The sequence below is a fragment of the Bradyrhizobium sp. WSM1417 genome, from assembly GCF_000515415.1.
Lineage (GTDB): Bacteria > Pseudomonadota > Alphaproteobacteria > Rhizobiales > Xanthobacteraceae > Bradyrhizobium.
The window spans coordinates 7,272,910-7,286,566 of the sequence record NZ_KI911783.1 but is presented as its reverse complement, the minus strand read 5'-3'; the positions used below and the strand labels follow the sequence as shown (position 1 = coordinate 7,286,566).

General features: G+C 63.7%; 15 protein-coding genes. 9 read left to right on the top strand and 6 right to left on the bottom strand.

All coding sequences use genetic code 11. From position 1 onward, the window contains the following. Window positions 1-33: 33 nt before the first annotated feature. A complete protein-coding gene (locus BRA1417_RS0135630) occupies window positions 34-933 on the bottom strand; it encodes an SMP-30/gluconolactonase/LRE family protein (RefSeq protein WP_027519901.1) in 900 nt (299 codons plus the stop codon). A gap of 53 nt (window positions 934-986) precedes the next feature. Next, entirely contained in the window at window positions 987-1,646 is a 660-nt protein-coding gene (locus BRA1417_RS0135625) for a GntR family transcriptional regulator (RefSeq protein ID WP_027519900.1), read from the bottom strand. A gap of 229 nt (window positions 1,647-1,875) precedes the next feature. Here BRA1417_RS0135625 and BRA1417_RS0135620 point away from each other — a divergent pair, with 229 nt between their 5' ends. The 7 genes from BRA1417_RS0135620 (at window position 1,876) to BRA1417_RS0135585 (ending at window position 7,064) form a co-directional block, all read left to right on the top strand. Continuing rightward, entirely contained in the window at window positions 1,876-2,892 is a 1,017-nt protein-coding gene (locus BRA1417_RS0135620) for a TRAP transporter substrate-binding protein (RefSeq protein ID WP_027519899.1), read from the top strand. A gap of 76 nt (window positions 2,893-2,968) precedes the next feature. Further along, the gene (locus BRA1417_RS0135615) at window positions 2,969-3,478 is read left to right on the top strand and encodes a TRAP transporter small permease (RefSeq protein ID WP_027519898.1); all 510 of its coding nucleotides are present in this window, start codon (window positions 2,969-2,971) and stop codon (window positions 3,476-3,478) included. Between the two features lie 61 nt (window positions 3,479-3,539). Further along, on the top strand, window positions 3,540-4,820 hold the full coding sequence (locus tag BRA1417_RS0135610; RefSeq protein WP_027519897.1) for a TRAP transporter large permease: 1,281 nt from the start codon (window positions 3,540-3,542) through the stop codon (window positions 4,818-4,820). A gap of 32 nt (window positions 4,821-4,852) precedes the next feature. Beyond that, window positions 4,853-5,347, top strand: a complete 495-nt coding sequence (locus tag BRA1417_RS0135605) for a type II 3-dehydroquinate dehydratase (protein WP_027519896.1) — start codon at window positions 4,853-4,855, stop codon at window positions 5,345-5,347. Window positions 5,348-5,361: 14 nt separating this feature from the next. Further along, window positions 5,362-6,018, top strand: coding sequence for a hypothetical protein (locus BRA1417_RS0135600; RefSeq protein ID WP_027519895.1), 657 nt, complete (start codon window positions 5,362-5,364; stop codon window positions 6,016-6,018). Window positions 6,019-6,333: 315 nt separating this feature from the next. After that, a complete protein-coding gene (locus BRA1417_RS43320; protein WP_084462383.1) occupies window positions 6,334-6,495 on the top strand; it encodes a DUF2934 domain-containing protein in 162 nt (53 codons plus the stop codon). A gap of 254 nt (window positions 6,496-6,749) precedes the next feature. Further along, window positions 6,750-7,064 carry a DUF2934 domain-containing protein gene (locus BRA1417_RS0135585; protein ID WP_035969031.1) on the top strand — a complete coding sequence of 105 codons (315 nt, stop codon included), beginning with the start codon at window positions 6,750-6,752 and terminating at the stop codon, window positions 7,062-7,064. A gap of 254 nt (window positions 7,065-7,318) precedes the next feature. Here the strand turns inward: BRA1417_RS0135585 and BRA1417_RS0135580 are convergent, their stop codons facing one another. Then, entirely contained in the window at window positions 7,319-8,050 is a 732-nt protein-coding gene (locus BRA1417_RS0135580; RefSeq protein WP_027519892.1) for a DUF3750 domain-containing protein, read from the bottom strand. Window positions 8,051-8,170: 120 nt separating this feature from the next. Between BRA1417_RS0135580 and BRA1417_RS0135575 the strand changes: the two genes are divergently transcribed. Further along, complete coding sequence (locus tag BRA1417_RS0135575; protein WP_007595982.1) at window positions 8,171-8,431, top strand: hypothetical protein; 261 nt, start codon at window positions 8,171-8,173, stop codon at window positions 8,429-8,431. 116 nt (window positions 8,432-8,547) lie between these two features. Here the strand turns inward: BRA1417_RS0135575 and BRA1417_RS41365 are convergent, their stop codons facing one another. After that, window positions 8,548-8,820 carry a hypothetical protein gene (locus BRA1417_RS41365; RefSeq protein ID WP_051448438.1) on the bottom strand — a complete coding sequence of 91 codons (273 nt, stop codon included), beginning with the start codon at window positions 8,818-8,820 and terminating at the stop codon, window positions 8,548-8,550. Here BRA1417_RS41365 and BRA1417_RS0135565 point away from each other — a divergent pair. Continuing rightward, entirely contained in the window at window positions 8,819-11,935 is a 3,117-nt protein-coding gene (locus tag BRA1417_RS0135565) for a DEAD/DEAH box helicase (RefSeq protein WP_027519891.1), read from the top strand. The genes BRA1417_RS41365 and BRA1417_RS0135565 overlap by 2 nt on opposite strands. Window positions 11,936-11,938: 3 nt before the next feature. On the opposite strand, the gene BRA1417_RS0135560 is transcribed toward BRA1417_RS0135565, so the two are convergent. Next, complete coding sequence (locus tag BRA1417_RS0135560) at window positions 11,939-13,210, bottom strand: DUF892 family protein (protein ID WP_018453925.1); 1,272 nt, start codon at window positions 13,208-13,210, stop codon at window positions 11,939-11,941. Window positions 13,211-13,358: 148 nt separating this feature from the next. Continuing rightward, the gene (locus tag BRA1417_RS0135555; protein WP_026232628.1) at window positions 13,359-13,652 is read right to left on the bottom strand and encodes a hypothetical protein; all 294 of its coding nucleotides are present in this window, start codon (window positions 13,650-13,652) and stop codon (window positions 13,359-13,361) included. Window positions 13,653-13,657: the final 5 nt, after the last annotated feature.

The window sequence follows — 13,657 nt, the reverse complement described above, 5'->3', positions numbered from 1 at the left end:
ACGGCCCGTGCAAGGGTTCGGAATGAAAAGGGTTCAGGATGAATTGCCGAAGCGGTGTTCTGGAAGTCCCTGTGCAATGCCATCAATGGCCAGAACATGACCCGCTTGGGGTTCGCGGCTCAATTGCTCACGATCCAGAAACTTTCGCGCCGTCGTCACGAACAAGGTCTTCAGATCGGCCCCGCCGAAGCATACGCAGGTCGGATTGGTCGCCGGCACCGGAATGACGGTGTCGATCCGGCCGTCCGGCCGATAGCGTATCACCCGGCCGCCGGAGAAGAATGCGGTCCACAGTCCGCCGGCGACGTCGATACAAGCGCCGTCCGGCCTCTCCCCGGAGGTGCTGTAATCTGCGAACAGCCGTCTGTTGCCAATCACGCCGTCATCGAGATCGAAGTCGAACTGCCAGGTGCGGTATCGCCTCGTATCCGTGAAATAGAGCGTGCGATTGTCGGGTGAGAACGCGATGCCGTTCGTCACGATGACGCCGCCGAACATGCGCGCCGTGCGGCCGTCCGAATCCACACAATACAGCGCCCCGTTCGGCCGATGCAGCTGGTTGTCCATGGTGCCAATCCATAGCCGGCCCCGCGCGTCGACGCGCCCGTCGTTCAGGCGGTTGTCGGGGCCGCTTTCGACCTCGCAGAGCTGAGCTGGAGGACCGTCATCGGACGCGCGGCGATACAGTCCCAGATCCTGCGCGAGCAGGTGGGAGCCATCCGCCGTCAGAGCCTGACTGCCGAGGAAGTTGCATGCGTACGGCACAACTTGATGAGCACCTGTCGCCGGATCGAACGATTGATGCAGCCGCCGGTCGACGTCGACCCACCACAGCTTGCGGGAGCGGTCGCACCACAACGGCGTCTCGCCGAGGATGTCGGCTGCGGCGACCGCGGTCTCTATCCGATGTGCGGGGATCATGTCGGTGGTCATCCCGATCCGATTCCAACCACGAGCTGCCGTCGAAAGACGTCAGGCGCGGGCAATTAATCCTCGTTCCAGGAGGCGAGGGCGTGCGCGACGCAACCGTTGATGTGCTCGGTGAGCACGGCTTTGGCGCTCTTGATGTCGCGCTTGAGCGCGCAGTCCAGCAGCGCCTTGTGCTGGTTGATCGTCTCTGCGCCGCGGTAGCGCAGCGCATAGCGGAAATATTTGTCGAACACGACCGCGTGGGTCTGCATCAGCTCGCGCGAACCGCAGCTCGAGATCAGCGCCTGGTGGAATTCGCCGTCGTAGCGTTTGCGCAGCTCGGGATCGTCACCCTCCTTGAGCACTGTGCGTTCTGTCGCCGCCAGCTTGTGATGCGCCGACACCACGCGGCCTTCCCACTCCACGTCGCCGGCGCGGAACGATTCTGCCATCGCATGATGCTCCAGCAGGATGCGCAGACCGGCGAGCTCACGCAGGTTCTGGATGGAGATCGGCGCCACCTCGAAGCCGCGCTGGCCCTCGGCAACCACGAATCCCTCGGACGTCAGACGATTGAGGATCTCGCGCAGCGTGCTGACGCTGAGGCCGTAATCTTCCTTCATGGCATCGAGCTTGAGGCGTCCGGATGGCGTGAGCACTCCGAAAATGATGTCGGCCCGGATGCGCTGATAGCCGTTGTCGCCCGCCGACAGGGGCCGTTCCTCGAGTGACGTCATGCCTTCTGATCCCACCTGTCCCGATCGGTCCGCCACCTCGGAGGCGGCCGAACCATCAATGTTGCCAGCACTATAGCAGATTTTGAGCGTCTGACGTACAGCAAATCATCATATGAAATAGGTATCGTCATTTGACATCGAAATACATGTGTGATGTCTAAATAGACTGAGGGTACGAAAAATGATGGCTTAAGCCACCGTTCGCGCCCGTTCGAACAGGGAGGAAACGATGAGCTTGCTGGTACGGGCGCTGTCTGCGACGGCGATCTGCGTGGCGCTGACGGTCGGCGCATCCGCTGAGGACATTCAGGAGCGCACGATCAGGTGGGGACACCTGAACAACACCGATCACCCCGTCAGCGCGGGGGTGCAGAAGTTTGCCGAGATCCTGCTGGCAAAGAGCGGGGGCAAGATGAAGGTTCGCGAGTTCGCGGCCTCGCAGCTCGGCAACGAACTGCAGCAGCAATCCGCACTGCGTGGCGGCACGCAGGAAATGCTGTCGGCCTCGACGACGTCGCTCGCAACCGTCGTGCCGGAGTTCGGCCTCATCGACTTCCCATTCATCGTGAAGACCATCGAGCAGGCCGACGCGCTCGGCACCGGCAAATTCGGGACGTCAATGCTCGATGCCTTGCCGCCGAAGGGGCTGATCGGTCTGGGCTATTGGGGCCTCGGCTTCCGCAACGTCACCAACAGCACGCGGCCGATCACCAAGGTCGAGGATTTCAACGGCCTCAAGCTTCGCGTGATTCCGAATCCGGTCTACCTTGAGACCTTCGGATCCTTCAAGGCCAATCCCGTTCCGATGGCCTTCGGCGAACTCTACTCAGCGCTGGAGACCCGCACCGTCGACGGCGAGGAGAACCCCTTCACGGTCATTCTCTCTAACAAGTTCTACGAAGTGCAAAAATACGTTTCCGCCACCAATCACACCTTCACCCTGAACATCATCCTGGTGAGCAAGGCGTTCTGGGACAAGCTGTCGCCGACCGAGCAGCGCCTGATGCGCGAGGCGTACGAGGAAAGCCGAGGCTATCAGAAGGAGCAGACGCGCCTTCAGACCGAAAAGGCCCTGTCGGAACTGCAGGCGAAGGGCATGCAGTACAACACCGTCGCGCCGGAAGAACTCGATCGCATGCGTAAGACGGCGCAGCCGGTGGTCGACAAGATTGCCGCCAATCTCAAGCCGGAGGCTGTCAAGCTGTTCAACGACGAGCTCGATCGCATCCGCAAGGACGTGAAATAGTCGACCTCGTCAGCATGCATAAGTAGGAGCCGACCGGTCGGCCGGCTCTTGAACTGACCTTGCCTGGACGGCCCGCATGGCACGAATTCTCGACCTCTATTGCACCCTGCTGAAGGGCATCATTGCCGCATTTCTTGCGGTGATGGTGGTGCTGGTGTTCGGCAACGTGGTGCTGCGCTACGGCTTCAACTCCGGAATCGCGATCTCCGAGGAGCTGTCGCGCTGGCTCCTGGTCTGGCTGACTTTCCTCGGTGCGATCGTGGCAATGCGCGAACACGCCCATCTCGGCGTCGATAGCCTTGTGCGGATGCTGCCGGCTTACGGCAAACGCATCTGCTTCATCGTCAGCTACGTCCTGATGCTGTTCGCCGACTGGCTTCTGCTCTCGGGAAGTTGGCGTCAGACGATCATCAATCTCGACGACCGCGCGCCGGCGACGGGGCTGTCGCTTGGCATCTTCTATGGCGTCGGCGTGATCTTCGGCGTTTCGACCGGAATGATCCTCCTCTACGACCTGTTCCGCGTCATTTCCGGACAGGCCAGCGAAGCCGACATGGTAGCCGTCAGGGAATCGGAGGAGCACTGATGCTGTCTCCCCGTATCGTGCAGCCCGGCGCTCGCATCCTGAAAATCACCGGGATCACGCCATGACGATCGCCGTCTTCACCTTCTCGCTGCTCGGCGCCATGGCGCTGGGCATGCCGATCGCCTTTGCGCTGATCGTCTGCGGCGTGGCCCTGATGAGCACGATCGACATGTTCGACGCCCAGATCGTGGCGCAGAACGTCATCAACGGCGCGGACAGCTTTCCGCTGATGGCCATTCCCTTCTTCATGCTCGCTGGCGAGGTCATGAACAAGGGCGGTCTGGCCAAGCGAATCGTCAACGTTGCGCTCGTCGCGGTCGGCCATTTTCGCGGCGGACTTGGTTACGTGACGATCCTCGCATCCTGCATCCTTGCGTCGCTCTCGGGCTCCGCGGCAGCCGACGCCGCGGCGCTGGCCGCCCTGCTGGTGCCGATGATGGTGGCGGCGGGTCACAAGAAGTCCTATGCGGCGGGTCTGGTGGCGGCCGGCGGCATCATCGCGCCCGTGATTCCGCCCAGCATCGGGTTCGTCATCTTCGGTGTTGCCGCAGGCGTGTCGATCTCGAAACTGTTTCTGGCCGGGATCGTCCCGGGGATGTTGCTCGGGGCAGGGCTCTGCCTGGCCTGGTGGTGGGTGGTGCGCCGGGAGAACCTGACGCCCCCGCCAAGGGCATCGCTCTCGGAAATGGTGAAAGCGGTGGTCGACGGCTTCTGGGCGTTGATGCTGCCGGTCATCATCATCGTCGGCCTGCGCTTCGGCATCTTCACGCCGACGGAAGCCGCAGTCGTCGTCGCCGTCTATTCGCTGTTCGTCGCGACCTGTATCTATCGGGAATTGAAGCTGTCGCAACTTTATGAGGTCTTCGTCTCTTCGGCCCTGACCACGAGCATCGTCATGTTTCTCGTGGCAGCGGCGCTGGTATCGTCCTGGCTCATCACCGTGTCCGAGATTTCGGCACAGATCGTCACCCTGCTGAAGCCTTTCATGGGCAACAACACGCTCCTGATGCTGGCGATCATGGTCGTGGTGGTGATCGTGGGAACGGCCCTCGACATGACGCCGACCATCCTCATCCTCACGCCCATCCTGATGCCGATCGTCAAGGCGGCGGGCATCGATCCCGTCTACTTTGGTGTCCTCTTCATCATCAATAATGCGATCGGCCTCATCACGCCACCGGTCGGTATCGTGCTCAATGTGGTTTGCGGCGTCTCCAGGATCAGCATGGAGGAAATAATCAAGGGCGTCTGGCCCTTCTTGATCGCGCAACTGATCGTCCTGTTCGCGATGGTGCTATTCCCGGGACTGGTGACGATCCCGGCCAAGTGGTTCAGCGGCTAGACGCGTCGGCAACAAAGGAAGGACAAGCGAAAATGGCCGCAAGGATCATGATCCTCAACGGACCCAATCTCAATTTCCTTGGCATCCGCGAGCCCCACATCTACGGCTCGACGACGCTTGAGCAGATCGAGGCGAGCTGCCAGGCGCTGGCCGACCAGCTCGGCGTTTCGATGTCGTTCCATCAATCGAACATGGAAGGCGAACTCGTCAGCCTGATCCAGTCCGCCCATGGCAATGCGGAGGCTATCATCATGAATCCCGCGGCCTATTCATTCACCTCGATCGCGCTGATCGATGCGCTGAAGATTTTCGAGGGCGTGAAGATCGAGGTACATATTTCGAACATTCACGCGCGGGACGAATTGCACCGCCACTCGATCACGTCGAGTGCCTGCACGGCGGTCATTTGCGGCCTCGGTCCCTATGGCTATCTCGCCGCAATGCTTGCGGCCGTCCAACGGCTGGGGCAATTGCCTGAGACCATCGCACCGGCTCTGCACGGGCTAGCGGCCGGCGGCAAGGTGTAGGCATGGAGGGCGGGATGCGCGGCACGGGATTTCTCGCGATCTGGAGCGACGTCGAGGCTCACGACCTGACCGACTACCGGCATTGGCTGACGCGTGAGCACACGACCGAACGCGTGACGACGAAGGGGTTCCTGGCATCGCGTGTCTTCCGCGCGGCAAGGGATGACATCAACCGCTTCTTCATTCTGTATGAGCTGGAAACACCGGAGGTCCTCGACGGCGAGGCCTATCTGGCGCGCCTTAACGCACCGACGCCTTGGTCCCAGCGCATCATGCCGAAGCTCGGCAATTTCATTCGGGGCGGCGGCGTCATGATCGCGCGGGCAGGGCGGGGCGAGGGCGCATCGATCGTGGCGCTGCGGATCGAGACGTTGCCGAAAGATCCCCAAGGTTTGGCTCAGGCGCTCGTTGCGTGCGACGGGGTTGCCGCCGTGCAGATCGGCGCGACCGACGAGGCGCGGACATCGGTGCGGACGACCGAGAAGGGCATGCGGAACAACGAGGGCTTTTTCGCCGGACTCTTACTGATCGAGGCGCTCGACGTCGCCTCGTTGCAGGCCGCCTTGCAGCGGGCGAGCGAGCTTGCGCCCAACGTCATGGCCGGGGCGAGCGAGCCGGAAGTTTATCAAAGCATGTTTGCGCTCGACGCCCGTATCGCAGATTTCGGCTGATGACAACGTTCTCGCTCGCCGAACTACGCCGCCGGCTGCCCGACGTCAGCTTCGCCTGAATGACTGGCTGAGGTCACATCCCGATACCCGCGGAACGCGCCGTGTCGGGAGTGCACCGCTTCATCTCGGGGTCCGCACAGGCGGCGACGGCGGCTTCGTTCGAGCTGGCGTGATCGCTCGACCTAGGAACTCTTGCGCACCATCGAGGCTTGACTCAGCGGGCCAGCGTCGCCGCCGATTTGCTGGCCTGCACGGCCCCGCCTCCAAGCCCCCATACCCCCCAGGGTGGGGCCGTGTCTCTTCGCAGGAGATACAATGCCCGAGCCGACCGATCACGACATCAAAGAACGCGCGCACCGCTTGTGGGAACAGGCGGGCAAGCCGGAAGGCCGCGAGGAAGAGTTCTGGCACGCGGCCGAGCAGGAGTTGCGCAACGAGGACAAGTCGAACCCCATGCGGACGCCGGATACGCTGTGACCAACAAGAGCTGCCCATTCTGCCACGGTCTGGGATGGGTCTGCGAAAACCATCCGCTCCGCGCCTGGAGCGACGAATTGGGCGGCTGCCGATGCGGTGAGGGCATGCCCTGCACCTGCAACGCGACCGAAGATCCCGAGACAAGGGCGGTGATCGTCGAAGCGGGCACGACGTGGCATTGAAGGACGTGGCATTGAAGGCGGAACAGACCCTTCCAGCAGGAATTGAGTTGTGAGCAGCACGGGCTGCGACGCATGCCCGTGGCTACGGCGGGGTTTGCGGTGGATGAGCAGCAAAAGATAGAGCACCAGATCGAACTCGCAACGCGAGCGGCTGCGCTCGTCAAAGACGAAACCACCGTCCAGCGATTCAGGAACTTTGCCGAGGAGCTGAAGCAAAAGCTGCTTCGCATGATGGGGCGCGGCAAGGTGCGAGCGCGCGCCTACGAACTCTGGGAGCAGGCCGGTCGCCCGGCCGATCGCGATCTGGAGTTCTGGGTCGAAGCGGAACGGCAGATCGAACAAGAGCGCGATCAGCGGAGGCTCCCGGATTCCTCGGAGAAACGTTAGAAAGCGAAGCGATCGGACCGAAAATGATACACAAAGAAAAAACCGCCGAGCTCTTCGCCCTGGCGGCTTCAAAAGTCCGTAGCTGTTGGTCGCCTCTCCAGCCTCGTGCGTACCGCCGTTACCTTGTTTGCGGCCATGCAGGATCATTCTACGCGAAGGCGCTCGATTCGGCTGTGACCTGAAGCACACATTGGAAGGACGATTCGGGAAGCTTGGGAGGGCCCCGACTTTGACGGGACCACGCCTTCATTGGCCTACGTGCCGGCCGCCACACCCAGGCGGCCGATGCCAGGAAGCTTCAGCGCGGGGCGGCGGATGTCGAGGCCGAGCACCGCGCCGAGGAAATTGACCTCGACACCTTCGACCCAGCCGATGGTCATGCCGAGATAGCCCGACAGCGAGGCGTAGAGCCCGGTGCCGGACGCCGTGATGCCGGCCCAGCGTCCGCTATAGGGAAAGTCCTTGCCGATGGCGGTCGGCGGCAGCACCGCGCGCAATTCGGGAACGGCGTCCAGCGCCGCCTGCACGAAGGTGTTGGAATTCGGTCCCGGCCAGGCGCTGTAGTCGCCATAGGCGCGGAACTTGTAATTCTCGATGACGGTACGGATCTTCGGAATCAACGCTTCGGCCCGCGCGCCGTCGACGGCGACGACGGTTTCCGGGAGGGCGCCGAACCAACGGCCGTCGGGCGCAAAGCCGTTGCTGCGAACAGGATCGCCCCAGGCCGTGTAGTCGTATCGGCTGTAGGTCGCGGCACCCTTCTCCTTGACGACGATCCAGGTGTGGACGGCAAAGATGCTGCGCCAGCGCACGGTGCGCGCGGCGAATACGCGGATCAGCGCGTCCGGATTGGCGGATGCGGGCGGCAGCAGGCCGGCGCTGGAGCGATCCGCCGTCTGCCAATTGCCGCGGCCGTCGCCGCGCAAATAATAGCGGCCGGCCGACACCCCAATCGGCAGGAAGATCAGCAGCAGGAACAGAATCAAGGATTTCCTCAAGGGCAAACGCGGGCAGGCGGGACGATGCCACCAATATAGTTCGCAAGGCACGCGGCGCCAGCGCTCTCCTGCTCTTGCATTCGGGTGGTGCGGCCATATGTTGCGTCCATGAGAAAGTTGTCGCTCGTCGAGGACCAGGCTATCCAGGCGCGAATCGCGTACATCGCGGGCGCCGAGATTTTCGATCGCCTCTTCGCCGGCATCCGGTTCGACGAAATCGACGGTAATCTGCTGTTTGCCATTGCCAGCGACGAAGACTGCGCGGCCGAGATCGAGGACGAGTTCTCGCACCAGCTCGCTGTGGTCGCCACGCATATCCTCGCGCAGAGCGTGGACGTGGTCGTGGTGCTGCCGAAGGTCCTGCAATAGCCGCCTGCCGGCAGCTTTCTGCCCGCTCAGGCCGCTTGCCTTCCCCCGCTGTCTCTGCTTTTCAACGCAATTGCAAAATTGTAATGACGTCATTGGGCGCTCACGCCCGAGGCGCGTTATCGACGGAGCTCGACGGGAGGGCTCGTCGTCGCTCGCCTCAATTTGCGAAACAAAGTTGGATACACATTGGCGCCCACCAGGAAAGCCCGGGCCACGACCGGCGCGATAAAGACAAAAAGCAAGAGCTCGAAAAGCAAAGGCTCGATAAGCAAGAGCGCGAAAAGCAAGAGTTCGAGGAGCACGAGTTCGAAAAGTACGGGCTCGACAAGCAAGCGCCCGGACAAGAGCGCCTCGCGGTCCGCGGTCGCCTCCTCATCGCCGCTCGGCATGCTGGCGCTGCATCTGCTCGATCACTGGGAGAAGTCCGGCCGCGACGGCCTCGTCTTCCTCTGCGATGACGAGAGCAGGGCAGAGCGGCTGGGCGGCGTGATCCACGCCCTCGATCCCTCGGTCGACGTGCTGGTGTTTCCGCGCCTGAACACGCTGCCCTTCGACGGCCTCGAGCCCTCCCGCGAGATCGCGGGCCGGCGCAGCTCGGTGCTGCGGCGTCTCGCCAAGGCAAAGAAACCCGTCTTCCTGGTGTCGACCGCGGAAGCCATCATGGAACGGCTGCCGCTGCCGGCGAGCTGGTCGCGGTCGAGCCTCACGCTGAAGGTGGGCGCACCCTATTCCGGGCCCGAGCTGGAGACGCGGCTGGAGGCTCTCGGCTACGATCTCGACGAAGAGGCGGAATATCCGGGCGGCGTCCTGTTCCATGGCAAGACGTTCGAAGTGTTTCCCGCCGGCGCGCTCGCTCCCTTCCGGATCGAGCATTCCGGAGACACGATCCGCAAGATCGTCGCGGTCGATCCCATCGAGCACGAGGTCGTCTACGAGACCGCCGAATTGATCATCGATCCCATGTCCGAACGGATCGCGCTGGGAGCTACGCGCGGACAGCGGGCGACACTGCCGGATTACTGCAGCCGCGCGCGATGGATCGCGGATGCCGGGGTATCGACCCACGCCGAGAGCTGGCTGGGCACGATCGAGGACGCCGCCGGCCGCAGGGACGCGGAGCGCGAGTATCTGGGGCAGGCGGACTGGAAGCAGCTGAAGAAGCGCATCAGCGTGCTGCCGCGCAAGGCCGCCTTCATCTCGACGCCGGAGTTCTCGAAGCTGGCCTCGCCGCGCAAGGCGCTTCGCGCCTTCGTCGCCGACATGCAGCGCGGCGGATCGCGGCTGCTGTTCGTCGCCGCCGTCGAGGATGACCTTCGCGCGATGGAGCGCATGAGCGGCATCAAGGCGGAGCGCCTGGCCGATTGGAGCGAGGTGACGAAGGCACGGAGCCGTGACGGCGCGCTGCTGGCCGATTTCGACGCGGGGTTCATTGGCGCCGGCCGCAAGCCGCTTGTCGTCGTGACCGCGTCCGACGTGCTCGGCAGCCGGGCCCATCATCCCCAGCCGATGGCGCGCGCCTGGAACCCGGCGTTCGATCATCCCGACGTGCCCGAAAAGGGCGCCGCCATTGTCCATCTGCAACGCGGGCTCGCCGTGCTCGACGGCTTGCAGACCCTCGACATGGGCAAAGGATCGCGACGCGAGATGATCAGGCTCAAATTCGCGGGCGACAATGCCGTGCTTGTACCGCCGTCCGATCTCGCGGTGATCTGGCCTTATGCCGGCGAGCCCGGCAAGCTGACGCTCGACAAGGCGGACGGCAGCAGCTGGTGGGCGCGGCGCACCGAGGCGGAAGCGGAAATCCAGGTCGCCGCCAAGGCGCTCGCCAAACACATCAGCCAGCGCCTCCGCCGTCGCGCACCCAAACTGGTGCCGCCGGGGCCGGCTTACGAAAAATTCGTCGCACGGTTCCCCTATTTCACGACAGTGGACCAGGGCCAGGCGATTCAAGACGTCCTCGACGATCTTGCGGCGGGCCATCCGATGGACAGGGTGATCTGCGGTGACGTCGGCTTCGGCAAGACCGAGGTCGCGCTGCGGGCGGCAGCCGCAGTGGCGCTGTCGGGCAAGCAGGTGGCGATCGCGGCGCCGACGACCGTGCTGGCGCGGCAGCATGTCGAAACCTTCCGCAAACGGTTCGGCCCTCTCGGGATTGAGGTGGGAAGCCTGTCGCGAGCCAGTTCAGGCCCGGAGACGCGAGAGACCAAGGAGGGGCTGCGGCGCGGCACACTGAAAGTCGTCGTCGGCACGCAGGCGCTTGCGGCAAAGGACGTGAAGTTCGCCGACCTCGGCCTCGTCATCATCGACGAAGAGCAGCATTTCGGCGCGGCGGAGAAGGCGAAGCTTTCAGGCCTCGCCAAGGGTGCCCATTCGCTGTGGATGAGCGCCACGCCAATCCCGCGCACGCTCGCGGCGGGACTTGCCGGCTTCAGGGACCTCAGCGTGATTGCCTCGCCGCCGGTTCATCGCCTTCCCATCGTGACCAGGATCGCGCCGCTGTCCGACGCTGCCATCGCCGCGGCGCTGCTCCGCGAGCGCAGGCGGCACGGTCAGAGCTTCCTGATCTGCCCGCGCATCCAGGATCTGGAGCCGATGCTGGCCCGTGTGCAATCGGTGGCGCCGGAGCTGCGCATCGTCTGTCTTCACGGCAGACTGCCCGTGGACGAGATCGACGACCGCATGATGAGTTTCGTCGATGGCGCGGCGGATGTGCTGCTGGCGACCAATATCGTGGAAAGCGGTCTCGATATTCCACGCGCGAACACCATCGTGGTGTGCTGGCCCGAAAAGTTCGGGCTTGCACAGCTGCATCAGCTCAGGGGACGGGTGGGACGCGGCGGCACGCGCGCTTTTGCCCATCTGCTGACGGAATCGACGTCGGAGCAGTCCGAGAAGCGTCTGGCGGTGCTGGAGGAGTTCAGCAAGCCGGGTGCCGGCTTTGCGATCAGCGAGCGCGACCTCGACCTCAGGGGCGCCGGCGATCTGTTTTCGGAACAGCAGTCCGGCCACGTCCAGGTGTTCGGACCCGTGCTCTACAGTCATCTGCTGAAGCGGGCGTCCGAGCGTGGCAGCGATGCCGGCGCCGATCTGTGGGTGCCCGATCTCAATATGCCGCTGGCCGACATGCTGCCCGAAGGCTACGTGCAATCCGAGGCGGTACGGCTCGAGATCTATGGCCGCGCTGCCAGGTGCCGAAGCGACGACGATCTGGAAGACCTGGAGGAGGAGATCTCGCGTCGTTTCGGCAGGCTGCCGCCGGAGGCCCGCGACTTCTTCGCATCCGCCAGGCTCCGGATTGATTGCAAACGGCGTGGCATCGTCAGGCTCGATGTCGGGCCCGAGGCGGTCGCCGCGACGTTCCTGCCCGGGCGGCTGCGAAAATCGAGGGGGAAGTCGGATGGCCGATTACTGCAGCGCGACGGCGACCGCGTCGTCTACGCCGGTCGCCGTGATCAGGATCCGTTCAGGCGCGTCGAGGAATTCCTCGAACTCCTCGACGGCTAGGGATCATTCGGTCTGCTCGACTGCCGCGGGCATTTTCGCCACCGACATCAGCGAGCGGGCCACCTGGTTGAGGAGCTGATCGGCGTTCTCCTCCTCCGCCAGCGATTTGGACAGCAGGGCGACGATGGCACTGTGGCGAAGCTGCTGGGCGAGGTTGCGCGCCGTGGTATAGCCTGCGATCTCGTAATGCTCGACGCGTTGCGCTGCGCCGATCAGGGCGAGGTCGGCCGCCGCGTCCTCCTTGTCCTCGCCCTCGGCCATGATCTCCTGGCCTTCCTCGACGAGGCCCATCATGCCCTTGCAGGGCTTGGCGCGGGCGGATTTGCCGAGCATTTCGAAGCATTCGTTGATGCGCTCGACCTGCGCTTCGGTCTCCGCGAGATGCTGCTCGAACAGCTCGCGCAACTGGTCGAAGCGGGCGGCCTCCGCCATCTTGGGAAGCGCCTTGGTCAATTGCTTCTCGGCATGCAGGATATCGCGCAGCTCGTTGATGAGCAGATCGCCGAGACCCGCTTCGTCCGCGGGCGGCGAGCTCTCGGTGACGATGGCCGAGGCCGGACCCGGTTCACCCGCCTGGATCGCCGGCGACTCCGTGAAGACCCAGTCGCCGCCCTCGTTCCACGGTCCGCGTGTGTCGATCTCGCCATGATCGCCGGCGCCGGTGGAATCGTTGAAGAACTGATCCACGAGGCCGGGCGTCGGGGCGATGCGGCCGATGCTGAAGGCCGGCTTGCCCATGCTCTCAAGCGCGAGCGCGAACGCCTTCATGTGCGTGATCTCGCGGGTCATCAGGAATTGCAGCGCGTCCTTGCTGCCGGCGTCGTCGCAGAAATTGATCAGCCGCTCGTAGACGATCTTGGCCCGCGCCTCTGCGGCGATGTTGCTGCGCAGGTCGACGTCGAGCTCGCCGGTGATCTTCAGATAGTCGGCGGTCCAGGCATTTCCCTGCGAGTTGAAGAGATTGACCCCGCCGCCGCCCGCGATGGCGATGAGGGGATCGGCTTCGGCCGCCTGGCGGTCGAACTTCGACGGCTTGAGGTGCATCCGCGCCAGCGTGCCGACCACTTCCAGATGGCTGAGCTCCTCGGTGCCGATGTCCATCAGCAGGTCCTTGCGATCGGGGTCCTCGCAGTTCAACCCCTGGATCGAGTACTGCATCGCGGCGGCGAGCTCGCCATTGGCGCCGCCGAACTGCTCCAGCAGCATGTTGCCGAAGCGGGGATCCGGTTCGTCGACGCGAACGGTGAACATCAGCTTCTTGACGTGGTGATACATGGTGGACTCTCGGGTGCTGGAGGGGGAGTGGAAAGAAGGTGAGTCCCGAACGGGCGGTTGCAGCGTTCGTTCCTATTGATACGACCCGCGCCAGTGTTGTCCGGCGCGGGTCGTTGAATGTCGAGCGGCAGGATAGCGGGCGTATTCGTTAGCGCTGGTCCGGACGCTTGGCGGGCGGCCCATTCTTGTTGCCTGGTGCGCCCTGAATATTCGACGGGTCCTGCGATTGCACGGCGGTGTTGCCAGTGGAGCTCGTCGAGCTCGATCCGACGGTCTCACCGGGCTTGGCGGCCGGACCGTTCTTGTTGCCGGGCTGTCCGGCAATCCCGGCACCCGAATTCTGCGCGCTCGGCGCGGACGAAACGTCAGGCTTGCTGGCCTGCGCCCAGGCTGCTCCAGGCAGCGCGAGAGCGGCGAGGATAACGGCACCTGTGAACTTCATCTCGG

Excerpts from the sequence above, each read along its gene's own strand:
- BRA1417_RS0135630 (WP_027519901.1), bottom strand. The coding sequence starts at position 933 with ATGACCACCGACATGATCCCCGCACATCGGATAGAGACCGCGGTCGCC.
- BRA1417_RS0135625 (WP_027519900.1), bottom strand. The coding sequence starts at position 1,646 with ATGACGTCACTCGAGGAACGGCCCCTGTCGGCGGGCGACAACGGCTAT.
- BRA1417_RS0135620 (WP_027519899.1), top strand. The coding sequence starts at position 1,876 with ATGAGCTTGCTGGTACGGGCGCTGTCTGCGACGGCGATCTGCGTGGCG.
- BRA1417_RS0135615 (WP_027519898.1), top strand. The coding sequence starts at position 2,969 with ATGGCACGAATTCTCGACCTCTATTGCACCCTGCTGAAGGGCATCATT.
- BRA1417_RS0135610 (WP_027519897.1), top strand. The coding sequence starts at position 3,540 with ATGACGATCGCCGTCTTCACCTTCTCGCTGCTCGGCGCCATGGCGCTG.
- BRA1417_RS0135605 (WP_027519896.1), top strand. The coding sequence starts at position 4,853 with ATGGCCGCAAGGATCATGATCCTCAACGGACCCAATCTCAATTTCCTT.
- BRA1417_RS0135600 (WP_027519895.1), top strand. The coding sequence starts at position 5,362 with ATGCGCGGCACGGGATTTCTCGCGATCTGGAGCGACGTCGAGGCTCAC.
- BRA1417_RS43320 (WP_084462383.1), top strand. The coding sequence starts at position 6,334 with ATGCCCGAGCCGACCGATCACGACATCAAAGAACGCGCGCACCGCTTG.
- BRA1417_RS0135585 (WP_035969031.1), top strand. The coding sequence starts at position 6,750 with ATGCCCGTGGCTACGGCGGGGTTTGCGGTGGATGAGCAGCAAAAGATA.
- BRA1417_RS0135575 (WP_007595982.1), top strand. The coding sequence starts at position 8,171 with ATGAGAAAGTTGTCGCTCGTCGAGGACCAGGCTATCCAGGCGCGAATC.
- BRA1417_RS0135565 (WP_027519891.1), top strand. The coding sequence starts at position 8,819 with ATGCTGGCGCTGCATCTGCTCGATCACTGGGAGAAGTCCGGCCGCGAC.
- BRA1417_RS41365 (WP_051448438.1), bottom strand. The coding sequence starts at position 8,820 with ATGCCGAGCGGCGATGAGGAGGCGACCGCGGACCGCGAGGCGCTCTTG.
- BRA1417_RS0135560 (WP_018453925.1), bottom strand. The coding sequence starts at position 13,210 with ATGTATCACCACGTCAAGAAGCTGATGTTCACCGTTCGCGTCGACGAA.
- BRA1417_RS0135555 (WP_026232628.1), bottom strand. The coding sequence starts at position 13,652 with ATGAAGTTCACAGGTGCCGTTATCCTCGCCGCTCTCGCGCTGCCTGGA.